This is a genomic window from Streptomyces sp. NBC_00988, from assembly GCF_045162645.1.
Classification (GTDB): domain Bacteria; phylum Actinomycetota; class Actinomycetes; order Streptomycetales; family Streptomycetaceae; genus Streptomyces.
In genome coordinates, this window is record NZ_CP108730.1 from 6,505,722 (window position 1) to 6,524,365 (window position 18,644).

The 18,644-nt window shown below is 70.9% G+C and carries 19 protein-coding genes; 12 read left to right on the forward strand and 7 right to left on the reverse strand.

Annotated features, from left to right (window positions below):
• Nucleotides 1–164: 164 nt before the first annotated feature.
• Both OG496_RS29840 and OG496_RS29845 read left to right on the forward strand, forming a co-directional pair.
• The gene (locus OG496_RS29840; protein WP_405973079.1) at nucleotides 165–1,448 is read left to right on the forward strand and encodes an XRE family transcriptional regulator; all 1,284 of its coding nucleotides are present in this window, start codon (nucleotides 165–167) and stop codon (nucleotides 1,446–1,448) included.
• Nucleotides 1,449–1,641: 193 nt separating this feature from the next.
• Complete coding sequence (locus OG496_RS29845; protein WP_405973080.1) at nucleotides 1,642–2,181, forward strand: GNAT family N-acetyltransferase; 540 nt, start codon at nucleotides 1,642–1,644, stop codon at nucleotides 2,179–2,181.
• Between the two features lie 79 nt (nucleotides 2,182–2,260).
• On the opposite strand, the gene OG496_RS29850 is transcribed toward OG496_RS29845, so the two are convergent.
• The 3 genes from OG496_RS29850 to OG496_RS29860 are packed head-to-tail and all read right to left on the reverse strand — an operon-like array spanning nucleotide 2,261 to nucleotide 3,869.
• Entirely contained in the window at nucleotides 2,261–2,599 is a 339-nt protein-coding gene (locus tag OG496_RS29850) for an antibiotic biosynthesis monooxygenase family protein (protein WP_405973081.1), read from the reverse strand.
• Entirely contained in the window at nucleotides 2,596–2,874 is a 279-nt protein-coding gene (locus OG496_RS29855) for a hypothetical protein (protein WP_405973082.1), read from the reverse strand. The genes OG496_RS29850 and OG496_RS29855 overlap by 4 nt, the downstream gene beginning before the upstream one ends.
• The gene (locus tag OG496_RS29860; protein ID WP_405973083.1) at nucleotides 2,871–3,869 is read right to left on the reverse strand and encodes a helix-turn-helix domain-containing protein; all 999 of its coding nucleotides are present in this window, start codon (nucleotides 3,867–3,869) and stop codon (nucleotides 2,871–2,873) included. The genes OG496_RS29855 and OG496_RS29860 overlap by 4 nt, the downstream gene beginning before the upstream one ends.
• 70 nt (nucleotides 3,870–3,939) lie before the next feature.
• Between OG496_RS29860 and OG496_RS29865 the strand changes: the two genes are divergently transcribed.
• The 9 genes from OG496_RS29865 to OG496_RS29905 all read left to right on the forward strand — a co-directional run bounded on the left by OG496_RS29865 (nucleotide 3,940) and on the right by OG496_RS29905 (nucleotide 13,851).
• On the forward strand, nucleotides 3,940–5,082 hold the full coding sequence (locus OG496_RS29865; RefSeq protein WP_405973084.1) for a saccharopine dehydrogenase family protein: 1,143 nt from the start codon (nucleotides 3,940–3,942) through the stop codon (nucleotides 5,080–5,082).
• Between the two features lie 236 nt (nucleotides 5,083–5,318).
• On the forward strand, nucleotides 5,319–6,455 hold the full coding sequence (locus tag OG496_RS29870) for a beta-ketoacyl-ACP synthase III (protein WP_405973085.1): 1,137 nt from the start codon (nucleotides 5,319–5,321) through the stop codon (nucleotides 6,453–6,455).
• A gap of 269 nt (nucleotides 6,456–6,724) precedes the next feature.
• Nucleotides 6,725–6,961: a phosphopantetheine-binding protein gene (locus OG496_RS29875; RefSeq protein WP_405973086.1), complete on the forward strand. Its 237-nt coding sequence runs from the start codon at nucleotides 6,725–6,727 to the stop codon at nucleotides 6,959–6,961.
• A complete protein-coding gene (locus OG496_RS29880; protein ID WP_405973087.1) occupies nucleotides 6,958–8,193 on the forward strand; it encodes a beta-ketoacyl-[acyl-carrier-protein] synthase family protein in 1,236 nt (411 codons plus the stop codon). Before OG496_RS29875 ends, OG496_RS29880 begins: the two co-directional genes overlap by 4 nt.
• 46 nt (nucleotides 8,194–8,239) lie before the next feature.
• Entirely contained in the window at nucleotides 8,240–9,235 is a 996-nt protein-coding gene (locus OG496_RS29885; RefSeq protein ID WP_405973088.1) for a 3-oxoacyl-ACP synthase III family protein, read from the forward strand.
• Between the two features lie 81 nt (nucleotides 9,236–9,316).
• Entirely contained in the window at nucleotides 9,317–10,105 is a 789-nt protein-coding gene (locus OG496_RS29890; protein ID WP_405973089.1) for a ferredoxin, read from the forward strand.
• Nucleotides 10,102–11,307, forward strand: coding sequence for a cytochrome P450 (locus OG496_RS29895; RefSeq protein ID WP_405973090.1), 1,206 nt, complete (start codon nucleotides 10,102–10,104; stop codon nucleotides 11,305–11,307). Before OG496_RS29890 ends, OG496_RS29895 begins: the two co-directional genes overlap by 4 nt.
• Nucleotides 11,308–11,462: 155 nt before the next feature.
• A complete protein-coding gene (locus OG496_RS29900) occupies nucleotides 11,463–13,406 on the forward strand; it encodes a protein kinase domain-containing protein (protein ID WP_405973091.1) in 1,944 nt (647 codons plus the stop codon).
• A 1-nt stretch (nucleotide 13,407) separates the two neighbouring features.
• Entirely contained in the window at nucleotides 13,408–13,851 is a 444-nt protein-coding gene (locus OG496_RS29905) for a hypothetical protein (protein ID WP_405973092.1), read from the forward strand.
• 131 nt (nucleotides 13,852–13,982) lie between these two features.
• Here OG496_RS29905 and OG496_RS29910 read toward each other — a convergent pair whose 3' ends face one another.
• A complete protein-coding gene (locus tag OG496_RS29910) occupies nucleotides 13,983–15,314 on the reverse strand; it encodes a lipase family protein (RefSeq protein ID WP_405976734.1) in 1,332 nt (443 codons plus the stop codon).
• 328 nt (nucleotides 15,315–15,642) lie between these two features.
• Nucleotides 15,643–16,014 (reverse strand): winged helix-turn-helix transcriptional regulator, encoded by a 372-nt coding sequence (locus OG496_RS29915; RefSeq protein WP_405973093.1) that lies wholly within the window; start codon nucleotides 16,012–16,014, stop codon nucleotides 15,643–15,645.
• Nucleotides 16,015–16,106: 92 nt separating this feature from the next.
• Between OG496_RS29915 and OG496_RS29920 the strand changes: the two genes are divergently transcribed.
• Nucleotides 16,107–16,976, forward strand: a complete 870-nt coding sequence (locus tag OG496_RS29920) for an SDR family oxidoreductase (protein ID WP_405973094.1) — start codon at nucleotides 16,107–16,109, stop codon at nucleotides 16,974–16,976.
• Between the two features lie 100 nt (nucleotides 16,977–17,076).
• On the opposite strand, the gene OG496_RS29925 is transcribed toward OG496_RS29920, so the two are convergent.
• Both OG496_RS29925 and OG496_RS29930 read right to left on the reverse strand, forming a co-directional pair.
• On the reverse strand, nucleotides 17,077–17,754 hold the full coding sequence (locus OG496_RS29925) for a hypothetical protein (RefSeq protein ID WP_405973095.1): 678 nt from the start codon (nucleotides 17,752–17,754) through the stop codon (nucleotides 17,077–17,079).
• A 276-nt stretch (nucleotides 17,755–18,030) separates the two neighbouring features.
• Nucleotides 18,031–18,342, reverse strand: coding sequence for a hypothetical protein (locus OG496_RS29930; protein WP_405973096.1), 312 nt, complete (start codon nucleotides 18,340–18,342; stop codon nucleotides 18,031–18,033).
• Between the last annotated feature and the right edge of the window lie 302 nt (nucleotides 18,343–18,644).

The following is an 18,644-nucleotide window of genomic DNA, read 5'->3' on the forward strand; positions in this document are numbered from 1 at the left end:
CAACAGCCGCCCGCACATGGGTGACGGGCAGCCAGCAACCAGACAACTCCCGTCTACGGCTGGTTGGTTAGGGCGTTCAGCCGCCCTCCTGGCGCTGCCGCCTAGGGCGATTTGACCTGCCATTTACCTGGCGGGTGCGGGGATGTGAGAGCTACCGTGCGGACATGGACACCACGCGCAACACCGTCCTGGAGGCGTGGATGGCCGAACACGGCTACAGCTCCAACGGCCTTGCCGACACGGTGAACAGGGCTTTAGAGCGACTCACCGGGAGACCCGGCGGCCTCGACGGATCATCGGTCAGGGCCTGGAAGGCGGGCCGGGTCAAGTGGCCAAAGTCGGCTACCCGTAAGGCACTTGAGGACGTCAGCGGTCTGCCCGCCGTCGCCCTAGGGTTCGTGCCATGGGGCCGGGCTCGGCCCACCCCAGCCCCATCGCAGCAGGAGGACCCCGACATGAAGCGCCGTACCCTCGTCGGCGGAATCGCCGCGGCTGCCGCCGCAGCAGCCACGCCCGGCACCGCATCCCCCCGCCGTATCGGCATGAGCGACGTCGACCGCCTCCAGAAGCGCTTCGCTGAACTCATCGCCAGCGACCACCGCCACGGCGGCCAACTCGGCATCGAGCACCGGGCCGCCGCACTCGCCGACGAAGCGCTCAACCTCCAGAACGCCGGCACCGCCACCCAACGCGTACGCAGCAACCTCTACGCCTCCGCAGCCGCCTTCCGCTCCTCGGCGATGTGGGCCGCCATCGACGGCCGCCGCTACGACGACGCCAAGGCGCACATGCGCGAGGCCCAGGCCCTCGCCGAGATGTCCGGTGACCAGGCGATCAAGTTCCGCATCTGGAGCCACGCGGGCACCATGTACCGGCACATGGGCCGCCCCGCCGACGCGTTCGCCGCCAACGACGTCGCCCGCAACCTCCACCTCACCCGCCGCGACCTCCTGTTCGCGTCCCTCGGCCTGGCCCGCCAGGGCGCCATCCACGGCGCGGCACAGGATCACGCCGGCACCCGCCGTGCTTTCGAACAGGCGCAGGACGCCATGCTGCGCGCCGACCCCGCCGACTACCGCCCGGTGTGGATGCTCGCCTTCTATGACCAGGCCGAGCTCGACCACCTGGCCCTATCCGCGTACTTGGCACTTGGCGACTACCCGACCGCCGAGTTCCACGCCCACCGTTGCCTGTCCGCCCTCCGGCCCCACATGGCCCGGTCCAGGGCCATCACTACGACCCGACTCGCACACGCCCAACTTGCGCAGGGCGCGCCGGAAGCTGCGACGACTACGGCGATGAAGGTCCCCGTCGATGCCGCCACCCAGCACGCCCGAGTGACGCGCATGCTGCAGGAGTTCGGTGCTGCATTGCGCGCTACCGCGCCGGGCAGTACCCCCGTGCAGACGTGGACCGAGCATGCCGCCACCTGGAGGATGGCTGCCTAATGCTGGTGTCAAGCGATGAGTTGAAGCGGCGTCCGGGTTTCGTAGGGGTGACGGTCTCGCAGGATCGCGTAGAGGACGTTGACCTTGCGGCGGGCCAGGGCGATGGGGGCCTGGCGCTGCCGTTTGTTTTCGGCTCGCTCGCTCCATCCCGGAGTCGCGAACTCACGGGACGCACTCAAGAAGGTAGGGCCGCATGACCACCGCGTCCGCCGTCGAATTGCGCACGGTCACCACTCTCGACACCGTCCGCGGCGATCTCCTCGATGTGTACGCCGAGGTGCGCGCCCCGCTGCTGCACCTGCCGAACTACGCGGTCACCGCGTTCGGTGAGCGCCTGGACCGGCACGCTACCGAACCGGGGTTCACGGCCGTCCTCGCGTACGCGGACGGGCACCCGGTCGGCTACGCCTACGGCAACACCATCAAGCACGGCGACCGGTACTGGCAGCGCACCACCCCGGCCCCGCCGGAGAAGTACACCGAGCGTCCGGCCGTAGCCCTGAAGGAGATCGGCGTCCGGCCGGTCTGGCGGAAGACCGGCACCGCCCGCCGTATCCATGACGCATTCCTCGCCGCACGCGAGGAGCCGCTCGTCACGCTCATGGTCAACTCGGCGGCTGGCGACGGAAAGGTCCGCGCCCTCTACGAGTCGTGGGGGTACGAGGACATCGGGCAGAGCCAGCCGTCACCGGCCTCCCCAGTCCTTACCGTGATGATTCGTGCCAGCCACTGACTGCTCCACGAACAAACGAGCCGCACCCCCGACTCTCCACTCTTGGCGGGCGGCAGCTGCCACGCCGGTTACTACTCGTCTAGCCCTCCTTGGGCCCCGCCTGCTGCACCACCTCGAACGTCCACAGCGTCGAGTCCGTCGAGGCGGGCCTCGGCCGCTCACCCTGCGCGCCGCCCTCCTGGGGTGCGCCCCGGTGCGCGGCCTGCCCCATTCCCGACATCCAGTTCTGGAAGTCCTCCTCGGCGCGCCAGCGCGTGTACACGAGGTAGGTGTCGGTGCCCTCGACGGGACGGAGCAGCTCGAACCACTCGAAGCCGTCGGAGCCGTCCACCGTTCCGGCGCGGTTCGCGAAGCGCTTCTCCAGCGTCTCGCGCTGCTCCTCGGGGACGGTGAGTACGTTGATCTTGACGATGCTCATGGGTCCATTCTCCCAGTCGGCGCCGGTCCGGTTCCGTCGTGGGTCACCCGCCGGACCAGGTCCACCCAGGTGGCCTGGAGGCGGGCGGTCGGGATGCCGCATCCGGCGTGCAGATAGTCCCCGGTCTCGAAGTCCGCGAAGGCGAGCAGCGCGTGCGCGAGCATGTCGGGGTCCGCGTCGACTCCCGTCTCCCGGAGGAGAGTTGAGACGTGGCGGTGGAAGGCGCGGCCGGCCTCTCCGTCATGGGGCACCAGCAGCTCACGCCCTGACCTCACGCCGTGGCGCGTCGGGCCCGGACGTCCTCCCTGAACGTCCGCCGATACGCCTCCGGCGGCACCCCCAGCACCCGGTTGAAGTGCCGCCGCAACGTCGCCCCACTGCCCAACCCGCAACCGGCGGCGACCTGGTCGATCCCCTGGTCGGTCCGTTCGAGCAACTCCTGGGCGCGGTTGACCCGTTGGACGAGGAGCCACTGCAGGGGAGTGGTGCCGGTGACCGCGTGGAAGTGGCGGGTGAGGTTGCGCGGGCTCATCGCCGCGCGCCGGGCGAGGTCGGTGACCGTGAGCGGTTGGTCGAGGCGGGCCGTCGCCCAGGCCAGCAGTTCCGTGAGGGCATGTTCCGTGCCGTGGTGCGTGCCGTGCGACACCGGTGCCGGGATGAACTGGGCCTGCCCGCCCAGCCGGTGGGGCGGTACGACCAGTGTGCGGGCGAGTGTGTTCGCCACCGCCGCGCCATGATCGGTGCGTACGACGTGCAGGCACAGGTCCATCGCCGCCGACTTGCCCGCCGAGGTGAGCACGGTGCCCTCGTCGACGTAGAGCACGTCGGGTTCGACCTGGACCTCGGGATGGCGGGCGGCCAGGACGTCGGTGTGCGCCCAGTGGGTGGTGGCGCGGCGCCCGTCCAGCAGTCCGGCGGCGGCCAGCACGAAGGCACCCGTGCAGAGCGAGACGATCCGGGCGCCGGCCTCGTGGGCATCCCCAACTGCCTCTACCAGTGCGGGTGTCGGCTCCTCGTCCACGTCGTGGCAGGCCGGGACGATGACCGTGTCGGCGGTGGCGAGCGCGTCGAGTCCGTGGCGGGTGTCCGCGCGCAGCCAGCCCCCGACCCCGGCTGCGGCCGGACCGCACACGGTCAGCTCGTACCAGGGCTCGGCGATCCCCCGATCCACACCGAACACCTCGTAGGCGGAGGCCAGTTCGAAGAGCGGGGTGCCGTCCGCGACGGCCAGTGCCACCCTGTGCCCGGTCGGCTTCTCATCTGCGCTCATGTCCGAAACTGTACGGGCATCGTCATTCCAGCCACTGGAGCGCCGAGCGCCCGACCGCGACCCTTGATCCATGACCACGGATCACCGCACCCAGCCGAGCACCACTCCCGCGACTCCCGCCCGTGTCAGCGTCATTGGCGCCTACGGCCACACCGGCCGCTTCGTCGTCGCGGAGCTCCGGCGTCGTGGTCTCGTCCCGATCCTGTCCGGACGCGACCCTCAACGGCTCGCCGCGCTGGGGGAGTTGTACCCGGACCTGGAGACCCGCCCGGCCACGGTCGACGACCCCGCCTCCCTCGACCGCGCCCTCGCCGGCGCGGCCGCGGTGATCAACTGTGCGGGCCCGTTCGCCTCGACGGCGGCCCCGGTGATCGACGCGGCACTGCGCGCTGGAGTGCCGTATCTCGACGTCACGGCCGAGACCGAGGTGGTCCTGGACACGATCGCCGCCTACGGCGACCGCGCCCGCGAGGCCGGTGGCCTGGTCGTCCCGGCGGTGGCGTTCTACGGCGGTCTCGGCGACCTCCTCGCGACGGCGGCGATCGGCGACTGGATGACCGTAGACGGGGACGGGGACGGCGACGGAGAGGCGGACGGACGCGGGCGCCGGCACGGAGCCGCAGCGGCAGCCGCGGACAGGATCAGCATCGCCTACGCCCTCAGCGACTGGCGCCCCACCGACGGCACGCGCGTCACGGGCCAGGTGTCGTCGGGCCGTCGCTCCGGCGGCCGCATCCTCTACGCGGACGGCCGTCTCCAGACCCGGGCCGGTGACGCACCCCGCGCCGACTGGACGTTCCCGGACCCCGTCGGAACCCAGCCCGTGGTCGGCGAGTTCACGATGGCCGACAGCGCGACCATCCCAACTCACCTCCCCGTACCGGACATTGACACCTGCATGACGGTGTCCGCCGTAGAGGACCTGCGCTCCGCCGACACGTCCGGGCCCGTCGCCGTGGACGACTCCGGCCGTTCCGCGCAGACCTTCCTCGTCGAGGTCGTGGCGACGCGCGACGGCGAGACCCGCCGTGCCGTCGCCTCCGGCCAGGACATCTACGCGGTCACCGCACCCCTCGTCGTGGAGGCGACCTGCCGCGTGCTCGCCGACCCGCACCGGCCGTCCGGGGTGGTCACCGCCGGTGCCCTCGCGGACGCGCGTGGCTTCCTCAGCGCGCTGGCGCCGGGGCACTTGACGCTCGACTTCACGAACTGACATGACCCCGGGGGCGGTTGTGCGTCGAACGGCCGCCTCCAACCGCCCTCTTTCGGGTGATCTGCGAGCTACATAACAGACGTAACGTTTCCTCACTTCGCTCTCTGAGCTGCGCTTTTGTGGAAAACGGGCCGAAACTGTTCACGTGTTCGCATCGCGCCGCGCCCCCGCCCCGATCTTGATCCGATCTACAGTCGTGCACGCTCGTCCAAGATCACTTCCCCATCGAGGCGTGTGTGACCTTCCGACTGCCCAGCGCAGCCCCGCTCTTGAGAACGCCGCAGACGGCCGTCCTTGAGGGCATCGCCGGTTTCGTCCCCCCGGACGCGGTGCCGAACCACGCCCTGCCCGCCGCGTGGGACGTCGACGACGCCTGGGTCCGCCGGCGCACCGGCATCGGCGAACGCCGCCGCGCGGCACCGGGTGTGACCACCGGCGACCTCGCGCTGGAGGCCGCAGGCCGCGCGCTCGCGGTCGCCGGCGGACCCCTGGTCGACGCCGTGATCGTCGCCACCTCCACCCCCGACCGGCCCATGCCCGCCATGGCACCCCGACTGACCACCCGCCTCGGCCTCGGTGAGATCGCCGCCTGGGACGTCTCCGCCGCGTGCAGCGGCTTCGTCTACGGCCTCGCCGCCGCCGTCGGCACCCTGACCTCGGGGTGCGCGGACCGGGTCCTGCTGGTCGCGGCCGAGGTGTACTCGACCCTGCTCGACCCGCAGGATCGTTCCGCCGGAATCCTGTTCGGCGACGGCGCCGCCGCGGTGGTCCTACGGCGCGGTGAGCGCGACGAGCCGGGCGCCGTACTGGCGCTGGACCTCGGCAGCGACGGTTCGGGCGAGGAGCTGATCCAGGTGCCCGGCGGTGGTGCGCGGGAGCGTTCCCGGCCCGGTGAGTTCGGTCCGGGCGACCGTTACTTCCGGATGCGGGGGCGTGAGGTGTTCCAGCATGCGGTGACCCGTATGACCCAGTCCGCCCACACCGTGCTCAAGCGCGCGGACTGGGCGGCCGACGATGTGGACCGGTTCTGCGCCCATCAGGCGAACGCCCGCATCCTGTCCGCCGTCGGCGACCGCATCCCGGTACCCGGCGAACGGCATGTCACCAACATCGCGCGCGTCGGCAACACCGGCGCCGCGTCCATCCCGCTGGCCCTGGCCGACGCCGCAGCGCGGGGTGAACTCCGCGCCGGGGAACGGGTGTTGCTGACCGCCTTCGGCGCCGGACTCACCTGGGGCTCGGCAGCCCTGGTGTGGCCGGAACTGCCGACCGTGCCGCACATCGACACACCTTGTGCGGATGCCGCGGCCCTACCTGTTGCCGACCGGGCCGTACCCGCTGCCGACCCGGCCCTAAGGATCCAGATCGCCTGAGACCGACCCCGCTTGAGACCGACCCCGCGTGATACCCGCTCCGCCTGAGACCCGTCCCGCTTGAGACCCGTCCCGCTTGAGACCGCCCCCGCGTAATACCCGCCCCGCTTCAGACCCTCCCCCGCCTGAGCCCAACCCCGCCCGTCCCCCGGCGTCGTGCCCGCCGCCCCCGCCCACCGGCGTCTGCCCTGCAAAAAACAGGTCGGACGACTTGGTTCCGGAAGTTCACTCGCCCCGCTCACCCCGCCCGCCCCGTCGAAAGGAACCCCATGTCCCCCGTCCAGACCGCCGTGACCGCCGTACTCACCGAGAAGTTCGAGGTCAACGCCGAGAGCATCCGGCCGGAGGCCACCCTGGAGAGCCTCGACCTCGACTCCCTCGCGCTGGCCGAACTCGCTTTGGCGCTCCAGGAGCAGCTCGGGGTTCCGGTTGCGGAGGAAGAGGCCGCCAAGAACAGCACCGTGGGTGAGCTCGTCGCCGCGCTGAACGCCAAGCGGGAGCGATGAAGGCGGCGTCCGCGCCCGTGTCCGTCACCGGCCTGGGGCTCATCACCCCGGCCGGGGTCGGCCGCGAGGAGACCTGGACGGGGGTCCTGAGCGGGCGGTCCGCCGGTGCCACGGACCCCGAACTCAAGGGCTGCGCCGTGGACTTGTCCTGCCGTATCCCGCTGATGACCCCGGAGCAGGCGCGGATCGGCGGCGGGAAGGCCTGGCGCATGGGCCGGTTCAGTCAGCTCGCCGTGCTCGCGGCGCGTGAGGCCGTGGCCGACGCCGGGCTCGACCCGGCCGGGTGGGACGGGGCGCGGGTCGCCGTGGTGATCGGTTCGGGGCTGGCCGGGGCCGCGCATCTGGAGGACCAGACGATCCGCCATCACCAGGGCGGTCCCGAGCTGGTGTCGCCCGCGCTCGTGCCCATGCTGATCTCCAACATGGCTGCCGGGGAAGTGTCGTTGGACCTCGGCGCGCATGGTCCGTCCCTGGCGACCGAGACCGCGTGCGCCTCCGGGGCCAGTGCCCTGGCCGTCGCACGGGGGCTGCTGCTCGCCGGGCTGTGCGACATCGCGGTGGCGGGTGGCACGGAGGCGGCCGTCACCCCGGTGATCGCCTCCGGTTTCCAGCGGATGGGCGCGCTGTCGTCCCGGGTCGACGAACCCGCCGCCGCCTCACGGCCGTTCGCCGCGGACCGGGACGGGTTCGTGATCTCCGAGGGCGCCGCGATCCTCGTCCTGGAACGGGAGGCGGACGCGCGGGCCCGTGGGCAGCGGCGGTACGCCCGTCTCGCGGGCGCCGGTCAGACGTCCGACGCGCATCACCCGACTGCCCCCGCCCCGGGGGGAGTTCACGCCGAAGCCGCGCTGCGGTCGGCGCTCGCGGAGGCGGGGCTGCGCCCGGCGGACGTCGATCACGTCAACGCGCACGGGACCTCGACCTCGCTCAACGACCTGACCGAGGCGGAGTTGATCGCGCGGGTGCTGCCGCACCGGCCGAGTGTCACCGCGGCCAAGGGAGTTCTCGGGCACAGTCTCGGCGCGGCCGGCGCCATCGAGGCGGCGCTCACCGCACTGACCATCCACCGCTCCACCGTCCCGCCGATCGCCAACCTCACCCCGGACAACCTCCCCTTCGACCTGGACTGCGTCACGGGCGCGCCCCGCGAGCAGCGCGTCCGGGCCGCCGTCAGCCACTCCTTCGGGTTCGGCGGGCACAACGTGGTGCTGCTCCTCACCGCCGAGGACTGACGACAACTGACCGAGGGCTGACCCGGATCGAAGCGAAGAGGGCCCAATGACCGTTCACAGCACCATCGTCCACGCCACCGTCCACATCCCCGAGGGACGCCAGAGCGTGGCCGCGGTGGAGGACCGTTTCCGGGCGGGCAGCCCCGCCGTACCCCTGTCGCGCGGGGTGCTCCAGCGCATGTACGGGCTGGCCGAGCGCACCGTGGCCGACGACCTGGAGCAGCCCTCCGACCTGGCCGCGCACGCGGCCCGGCGCCTGTTCGAGGACACCGGCACCGAACCGGGCGACGTGGACCTGCTGCTCTACTCCGGCATCCTCGCCGACATGGAGGAGCCGGCCACCGCCCATGTCGTCGCAGACAAACTCGGCCTGGGCTGCCCGGTGTTCGACCTGAAGAACGCCTGCAACGGAGTCCTCAACGCCCTTGAGGTCGCGGACGCGTTCATCCGGAGCGGGCAGTACCGGCGGGTGCTGGTGACCACCGCCGAGGTCAGCACCCGGGAGAGCCGCTGGCAACTGGACGACCCCGCCGACCTGTTGACCGCGCTGCCCAGCCTCAGCACCGGTGACATGGGCTCGGCCCTGCTGGTGGAGGCGGGCGACCGGCCCGGCATCCTCGGGTCGCGGTTCTTCGCCAACTCCTGGGGCTGGCGCGCGGCGACCCTGCCCAACCCGTACGCGCAGCACCGCACACTCGGCCATCTCCGCATCGACTCCGCCCAGTTGGTGGGGTCGTTCGAGGGGCTGCCCGCGAAAGTGCGGGGCGCGCTGCGGGAGTTGGACGTCCAGGGCGACGACCTCGACCTCGTCTGTGTGCACCAGCCGTCGGTGCCGTTCACCAAGGTCGTCTGCGACTGGGTGGGCGTGGACCAGAGCCGCATCCTGGCCACCTTCCCCACCCACGGCAACGTGGCGACCAACACCATCCCCCTCCAGCTCGCCACCGCCCTCGACAGCGGCCGCCTCCAACGCGGCGACCTGGTCGGCATGTTCGGCTTCGCGAGCGGGGCCAGCGCGGGAGTGGTCGTCTGCCGCTGGTGAACGCCCTTGGGGAAAGCCGCCGGTGAACCGCGACACCCCCCGAGCCCCCGACACCGTACGAACGCGAAGGCACAAGGCACCATGACCACGACCCGCACCCCCCAAACCCCTCAAAAATCCCACACACCCCGCATTCCGCCCCTCCCGCCCGCCCAATGGCCCCCGGTCCTACGGTCGTTGCTCGCCGACTCCCGGCAGGACGGCCCCGGCCGGGAGAACCTGTTCGGCACCCTCGCCCACCACCCGGTCCTCGCGCACGCCTGGCTCTCCCTGGCCCGTGTCCTCACCCACGAGGGCACCCTCGGCCACCGCGGACGGGAGTTGATCGTCCTGCGGGTGGCCCACCGGTTGGACGCGCCCTACGTCCACGGTCGGCACCGCACCCGGGCCGAGGACGCAGGACTGACGTCCGCGGAAATCGACGCGACGGCGGTCGACCTGGCCGTCCACCCCTGGCAGCCGGAGGACCGCGCCCTCCTGGAGGCGGCCGACCTGCTGGCCGTCAACTCCTTGATCCCCGAAGGACTTTGGGAGCGCCTGGCCCGCGCCCTCAACCCCGAGCAACTCGTCGAACTCCTGGTCCTGGCCGGCCAGACCGCCACCATGTGCACGACGCTCAACACCCTCCGCACCCCCTCCGACCGGCAGCCCTCGCTCACCGTGCTCCTGGACCGGGACCGCTGTTGCAGCGCGGGTCAGTGCGTCGGCGTCGCGCCCGAGGTGTTCGAGCAGGACGAGTCGGACGGCCGGGTCGCCCTGCTCGTCCCGGAGCCGGACGCGCGGTACGCCGACGAGGTGCGCTTCGCCGCCGACCTGTGCCCCAGCGGGGCCATCACGCTCGTCGACCACGAGGAGACAGCCCACCCATGACCGCCCCCACCCTCACCGTCCCGGCCCTCAACCTCCCGGCTCCCTACGGCAGTTGCCCCTTCTCCCCGCCGCCCGCCTACACCGCCGCCGCCCGCGAGGCCGCCGTCACCCGTGCCGTGCTGCCGGACGGCACCGCGTGCTGGCTGGTCACCGGGTACGACGAGGTACGGGCCGTGCTGGCCGACGCCCGCTTCAGCGCGGACGCGCGGACACCGGGGTTCCCGTTCCTCTCCGCCGGACAGCGTGAACTGGCCACCGCCAAGCCGAGTTTCATCCGCATGGACGACCCCGAGCACGCCCGACTGCGCCGGATGGTCACCAAGGACTTCCTGGTCAAGCGGATCGAGGAACTGCGGCCGGGCATCCAGGACATCGTCGACCGGGCCGTGGACCGCATGACCGAGGGACGCACCTCGGCCGACCTGGTGGCGGACTTCGCGCTGCCGGTCCCGTCGCTGGTCATCTGCCTGATGCTCGGGGTGCCGTACGAGGACCACGACCTGTTCCAGTCGCTCAGCCGTACCCTCCTCGACAACCGCACCACCCGCCCGGAGGCGGAGCGTGCGCACGCCCGACTCATGGGCTACCTCGCGGAGTTGGCGGAGCGCAAGCGTCGCGAACCCGGTGACGACATCCTCAGCCGGCTCGCCGCCCGCGAGGACCTGACCGACCAGGAGACCGCGTCGCTCGGCTTCCTGCTCCTGGTCACCGGGCACGAGTCCACGGCCAACATGACGGCCGTCAGCGTGCTCGCCCTGCTGCGCCGCCCCGACCAGGTGGAACTCCTTCGCGAGAACCCGGAGTTGGTGCGCGGCGCCGTGGAGGAACTCCTGCGTCACCTCACGATCATCCACCTGGGCCTCGGCCGGGCGGCGACCGAGACCGTGCGGGTGGGCGAGGTGACGATCCCGGCGGGCGAGGGTGTGATCTGCATGCTGTCCACCGCCAACCGCGACGAGCAACTCTTCGCGTCCGGTGCCGACTTCGACCTCACCCGCGACGCCCGCCGCCATGTCGCCTTCGGCTACGGCATCCACCAGTGCCTGGGCCAGACCCTGGCCCGGGTGGAACTCCAGATCGTCCTCACCACGCTGCTACGACGCCTGCCCGGTCTGCGCCTCGCCGTTCCCGCGGACCAACTCACCTACAACCAGGACAACATCGTGTACGGGCTGCGGGAACTCCCGGTGGTCTGGGCCTAGGTCAGGTCAGAACACCCGGGGTGAGGTCGACCTCGCATCGTGTGGGGGTTCGGGGTGGGTCCCTTCGGAGTCCCGTGAATCCGATCACCCTCAAGTGCCTGGTCTGTACACTCCGTTACCCGTCAGGACCGTGTGTGAGGGCGAGGGGTGGGACGGTGCCGGTGACACCAGCGGCCGGGGACAGGATCGACGGCCGGTATCTCCTGCACGAGCCCATCGGTACCGGCGGCATGGGCGTCGTATGGCGGGCGTGGGACGAGCGGCTGCAGCGCTGGGTCGCGGTCAAATGCGCACGCCTGGACGACGATCGGGCCACACGACGGCTCATGGACGAGGCGCGCAACGCGGGGCGGCTGCACCACCCGAACATCGTGGCCGTCTTCGACTACATCGACGAGGGCAGCACCTGCTGGATCGTCATGGAGTACGTCCCCTCCCGCAGCCTCGCCCAACTCATGGCGGACCGCGGCCCGTTGGCGCCCGAGGAGGCCGGGTCGATCGGCTGCCAGATCGCGGACGCGCTGGTGAAGTCGCATCGTGCGGGCGTGGTGCACGGCGATGTGACCCCGGAGAACATCCTCGTCACCGACGAAGGCGTCGCCAGACTCACCGACTTCGGGATCTCCCGGGCCCTGTGGAACGACGTCACCCAGAGTGCGACGGGCAGCGTGCGCGGCAAACCCCGGTATCTGGCCCCCGAGGTGGCCAAGGGGCAGCCGGTCGGCCAGAAGGCGGACGTGTTCTCCCTGGGTGCCTCGCTGTTCACGGCGGTCGAGGGGCAGTCGCCGTACGGCGAGGCCGAACACCTGATGACGTATCTGGCCCGGGCCGTCGAGGGACGCATCGAGCCCACGAGCCGGGCCGGTCAACTGACTGGACCACTGGGCGAGTTGCTGGAGGTGGAACCCCGGAACAGGCCCGACGCCGCGCAGGCGCTCAAGCTGCTGCGGCACGCCACCCCGCCGCCTGCGGACGTCCAGGACCGCATCGACCGCGGCACCGTCGCTCTCACCTCCCCGACCCTCCGGCTGGGCCAGGCCCTGCGCCGTACCCGGGACGCCGTCACGGTCCCGACGCGACGCCCGCGCGCCCTGGCGATCACGGCCGCGGCGGTGGTCACGACCGGCGCGCTCGCGGCCGGGCTGGTGTTCCTCGCCCCCTGGGACTCGAAGGGCGCGGACGGCAAGGACACCGCCCGGACCGACGCGAAGGCCTCCGCCTCGGCGCGGGCCGGCACCATCGGCGACGAGCGAACGGCCGACCCCTGCGGGCTGATCGACGCCGCCTCGCTGAGCCGCTTCGGCGAGACCGTGCTGGACCCGGACTACGGGGAGCTCGACCGGTGCGACGTCATCGTGCTCAACAACAGCGGTGACGACAACGCGGACGCGCAGATCAACCTCGACTCCGACCGGGACGAGTTCGACCGCATCGAGTCCACCCGGCTGGTACCCGGCACCGACCTCACGGTCGTACGGATCAAGCGGGACGGGGTGTTCTGCGAACGGGCCGTCCTGACCCCCGACGGCAAGCAGATCCGCGTCATCGGGCAGCAGTTCGACGCGAAGACGTCGCCCGACCCGTGCCAGATGGCCGACGCCGCCACCGATCACGTGGTCAGCGTGCTGGCCCACGGCCCGGTGCCCCGGCATGCGTCGGCGCCCGCCGCGAAGTCCCTGGCCAACCTGAACGCCTGCTCGCTGCTCGACGCCGCCGAACTCAAGCGGCTCCCCGGCGTCCAAGTCGACAACGAGGACCGCGGGTTCGGCTCCTGGAACTGCGACTGGTCCAGCGACGGCGACGGAGACCGCGAGGTGGAGATCCAGTTCAGCCGGGACAACTCGCTGGACGGCGACGACGGAACGCTGGTGAACGTCGCCGGCACCAAGAGCTACTACACCGCGAACGAGGACGAGAAGGACAGCTGCACGGTACGCACCCCGCACCGCACCTACACGGACTCCGTCGGCGAGAGCACCACCGAGATCCTCCAGCTGACCGTCTACGCCCCCGAGCCGACCAGGCAACTGTGCGACAGCGCGGCGGAGTTCGCGACCGTCGTCGTACACAACATCGCGAAGAAACTGGCGGAGCGATGAGATGACCCCGCCTGGAACCCCCGATTCACCAGAGGAAACCCCCGACACCCCGCCGGGAGCGTCCGATCCCGTGGGTCCGGGTGGCGGCCGACGCCTGCCCGCCTCCTACGGCAGCCTCGCCCGGGGCGCGTCCGCTCCACTGCCCGGCACGCTCTTCGCGCTCGCGCTGACCGGCGGGATGACCCTGGGCCCCGGGAAGGGCCGCGAGGTCCTGTTCGGCCGCAACCGGCCCGAGGTGCGGCCCGGCGCCGGCTGGACCGACAAACGCGTCGAGCACCTGGTCAACGGCGTACGCACCCGCCTCTCCCGCGACGGCGTGCCCTGGCTGACCCGCGAGGAACTCGGCGAGCCGGTCGGCTACGCCCTCAACGACCAGCTGATCCGGGCCCTGTTGGCGCCGACGACGCTCGTACCGATGGACCTGGCGCTGATCGACGCGGCGTGACACCCCGGTCCACGTCACCCCACCGGCACGGCGGCGGCCGGTCCCCCGATCCGGCCGCCGTCACTCAGTCTGGTACGACCGCCCGGGACCCCTCCCGAGAGCGGGGCGAAGGGTCAGGGCAGCCAGGGCAGTCAGGGCTGCACCGGCATGGTCCAGCAGTTGGAGGTGGTGGACCTGCCCGCGAGGCGGTCGGTGAGCCAGGAGATCGCGGCGCCCTGGTCGGTGAGGAGGGGCGCGAAGTGGTTGAGGAGCGCGCTGCCGACACTGGGCAGGACGACGGGCTTGTACGTGACGTCGCCGCCCAAGGCACACCAGTCGAGGGCGAGTTGGCGGGCCTGCGCGTGCGGGACGAGGTTGTCGCTGACGCCGGTGGCGAGACGGACGGGCCCGGACGGTTTCAGCGTGCCGATGCGCTGCTCGTCGAGGAAATTCTGCAGCGCGGGAGTCGAGGCGATGATGTCGCTGATGGACGACCCGTCGGTGGTCCAACTGCTGCTCCGCGTATAGCCGTAGCCGAGCAGCGCGTCCGCGACGCACATCGTCGACAGATCGGTGAGCGCGGCCTTCCCGGCATCGTTGAGATGCGCCTCCGCGAGGGGCTTCAGATCCGGGTCGGACTGCAGGAACCCGTTGAGCGACCAGCCCAGCGCGCCCGCGAGTTCACTGCCGTCGATGGCCTTGGTGACGGAGGTCAGGTCGGCGGGCGGAGCACCGGCGTAGGTCCCGGCGAGGGTGACGTCGGGGGCGTAGGAGGACTGGAGTTCGGCGGCGGCCGCGGTCGCTCCGCCGCCCTGGCTGTAGCCGTAGAGCCCGACTGGTGAGGCGGTGCTGACCGTTGCCCCGCCGACGGAACGCGCGGCGCGTACGGCGTCCAGCACCGCGTGCGCCTCGTCGATCCGGTTGACGTAGGTGTGCAGCCGATCGGTGGCACCCAGCCCCACATAGTCGGTGACGACGACGGCGACACCCTCGGCGAGGAGCCGGTAGATCGCCAGATCCTCATAACCCACCGAAACCGTCTGGCTGTTGAGGGACAGCGGGTGCTCCAGCCCCATGGACGCCGAGCACTGGTCGCCCTGTCCCAGGGTGCCGGGGGCGACGGCGACGAGGGGGCGCGGGCCGTCGCCGGACCAGTCGGCGGACGGTTCGATGTAGGCACCGGTGACGGCGACGGGCTGCCCGTTCGAGTCGGTGGACTTGTACATCAGGCGGGTCGCGGTGCCGGGCAGGGTGCTGCCGTCGAGGCCGGGCAGGCTCAGGGCGAGGGGGAGGGGCTCGCTGCGGACGAGGGTGCCGTCGGCGGCGGGCAGGGTGGTGGGCGGGTTGTAGAACTCGGGGATGGTGACGCCTCTGGAGACGACCTCCTCCGAAGCGGTGGCGGTCGTGAGGGCGAGGGCCTGGGCGGTGAGGCAGGCGGCGGCGGTGATCGCGGCGGCGAGCAGGTCTCGTTTGCGTGCGGGCATGCGTGCGGGCATGGCGAACCTCCTGTGGAGCGGCCGTCCGGAGAATGGTTCGCCTGGAACTTACCTGCGGGTAAGTTACTCGTGATACCTGTCGGTAGGTTACGTTTCGGTAATGTGACTGACTGTCAGCCGATTCTGTGAGCCGGTTGTCGGCGGGCCGTCATCCCGCCGCCACCGCCACCCGCTCAAGCGACTCGGCTACGGCCTGCGGCTCGCTCACCATCAGGTCGTGACCGGTGTCGATGTCCCACAACCGCCCGGCCGCACGCGCCGGTTCGAGGTCCGCCGGATCGCGGTACGGCAGCGTCGATGTGCGGGTTGGGGTTCGCTAGCCCGCGTCGCCCGCCGACAACCGCCGCGTGATCCGGTCGAACAGTTCCGACAGCGGTTCGCCGACATCTCGGCCGAACTCCGTCAGCCCGTAGGTGACTTGGGGCGGAGTCGTCGGTTCGACCTCGCGCCAGAGCAGGCCGTCCTGGACCAGGGTGCGGAGGGTCTGGGCGAGCATCTTCTCGCTGATTCCCTGGATGCTCTCGCGGAGTTCGTAGAAGCGGAGGCTGTTGTGGCGCAGGGAGATCAGCACCCAGACGCCCCATCTGCTGGTCACGTGGTCGACCATCTCGCGGGCGAGGCAGTCGGTGTGAAACACCTCATACCGCGGACCCGGCTCGGCCCTTCTCTCCTGCACGCCTTCCGTCATGTTATGAGCTTACCTCGGGGTATGTCCTTACCAAAAGTTAGCCCGGCTCCTAGCGTGAAGGCCGTAGAAGTACAGGCGACAAGGAGCTGAACATGATCGTGGTGACCGGGGCTACCGGGAACATCGGCCGACCGTTGACGCGGGCGTTGGCCGAGGCGGGGCAGCAGGTGACGGCGGTGTCGCGACACGCGCCGACGGAGACGGCCACGGCGAAGGGGCCGGTGTCGGTGCCGGACGGCGTCCGGCATATGGTCGCCGATCTCGCCGAACCGGCAGGCCTCAAGCCAGCGTTGGCCGGAGCGAAGGCGCTGTTCTTGCTGCTCTCAGGTGACCTGCACGCCACCGGAGCCAACCCGGCCGACATCATCGCCGTGGCCGAGGCCGCCGGGGTCCGGCGGGTCGTCCTGCTCTCCACCCAGGGCGTGTCGACCAGGCCCTTCGGCGGGACGGGGATCGCGATGCGCGCGCTGGAGGACGTGCTGCGGGAGTCCGGCCTGGAGTGGGCGATCCTGCGGCCGGGCGGCTTCGCCTCCAACGCCCTGTGGTGGGCCGAGTCCATCCGCGCGCGAGGGATCGTAGCCGCGCCCTTCGGCGACATCGGCGTGCCGGTCGTCGACCCGGCGGACATCGCCGAGGTCGCGGCAGCCTGCCTGCTGGACGACCAACACACCGGTGGCGTCTACGAGTTGACCGGCCCGGAGGTGATCACGCCGCGCGGGCAGGCGGAGGCCATCGCCGCCGCGCTGGGTTCGCCGGTACGGTTCCACGACCTCACCCGCGAGGAGGCCAAGGCCGCCATGTCCCAGAGCATGCCGGCGGAACTCGCCGAGGACACCCTGACCATCCTCGGTTCCCCCAGCCCGGCCGAACTGCGCATCAGTCCGGACGTCGAACGGGTCCTCGGCCGCGCCCCGCGCCCGTTCGCGGACTGGGCGGCGCGGAATGTGGACGCGTTCCGCTGATACTTCACGGTGGTGAAGCTGCCCGGATCACAGACCTTGGAGTTCAGCACGAACCCCAAGGGCTCTGATCTGGGGGTTCGTTGCAGTACGGGGAAGGTGTTTACTCGTACCAAAGTCCCGGAAGGGGACCGCGCTTGGTCGTCGCCGGGACTCCGGGTATGACACTGCCCTTGTCGAGGTCGCCCCGGATGTGCAGGTACAGGCTGGGAGTTGGCAGGCCGATGGTCTGGATCCACCCTTTGCCGTGTACGTGCCCCGCCGCGGTCAACTCGGCTGCCTGGCCGTCCGGGGCCATTGCCTTGGCGTAGCTCTGGCTGAGCGTCTCGCCACTGTCGGCGAAGGCGTAGCGAGCTGCGTAGGCGTAGCCCTCGTGGAGCCAGACGTACAGCACGATCGGCTTGTCGAGGACGGTGCGGAACCAGTCGGCGGCAGCCTGGGCGAGCTGGTCCGTCGGTCCGGTGGCGTCAAGTGCCCACGCGTGGGGCCGATCCGGCAGCGTGTACAGCTGACTGTGCAGACGATCGCCCCGGACGCGGTCACCGACCAGGTGCACACCCAGATCGACCAGGCTCAGGTGCCGAGGCTCTGCCCGGTCGGACAGCCGGACCCAGGCGAGCAGCGCCTCCCAGTCCTCGGTGCGCCCGACTTCCCCGGCGACATCGGCCGGCGCCCAGGCCATGCAGTGCCCACTCAGCGCCGAGGCGAAGGCTCTCTCATCGTCGGTGAACTCGTAGTCGTCGTCCGGGTCGTCGACCTCGAACCATGGGTGCTTCCTCATGGGATGGACCCTATGGCGGTGACCGTGCGGACCCTCAACGAGTTTCGGGCGGCCGTGAGTTGCACTCCGTACCGGGGCGCTCCGGCTCGGACTGCCCTGCTGACCCTCGGCCAAGCGGGGTTGGGGATCTCCTGCCGTGCGCCGATTCAGTACTGGCTGCTCCGCGCGCCCTGCCGACAAGCACTCACATCAGCGCGGTCACCGATGGAGTCGCACAGTCTTCACATGGGAGGAAGGCGCACGCTTTCCAAACGGGTGTCGGCGTCGGCGTTGCCATCAATCGAGGGTGCGGAGACCTCGCGTCCGAAAGAAGTGACGACCTGCGCGGAGGGCCAGGAACAGCGTCGTGATCGCCAATACCAGGTTGAGAGTGTCCACAGTCATCATGACGGGGTAGGGCGCGCCCAGCAGGCGCGGCACGTTGGTGCCGATCATCCCCAGGCCCATCAGGAGGGGGAGCCATGCCCAGAAGAAGCGCCTGCCCTGATCGGAACCGGCTCCCTTGCGAACCTTGGTCCGCTCCCACCACCGCCCGCCGAGGCTCGCGAGGACGAGCGCGCACCCCATCGCGACCACGGACCAGTCCATGAACCGCAGCGTCACGGTCCCCTCGATTCGTTCGCGGTCGAATGCGGTTGGGATGGCTGCTGTACGGCAACCGGCTCCACCTCATCGGTCCTGCTGCCGTCGACCACGGCGCAACCCCCCGGCGCCGGCGACGGCGACGAAGAGAGTGCCGCCTACTGTCATAGGGAGGTTGGAGGCGAAGGGCCTCAGAGGGGGGTGTTCAAGGAGGGCCCGGACGAACGCGATTCCGATCAGGGCGGCTGTCAGTGTGATCGCCCACAAGACCAGTACGAGCAACCATGTGCTCCGGGTGCTCAGCCAAG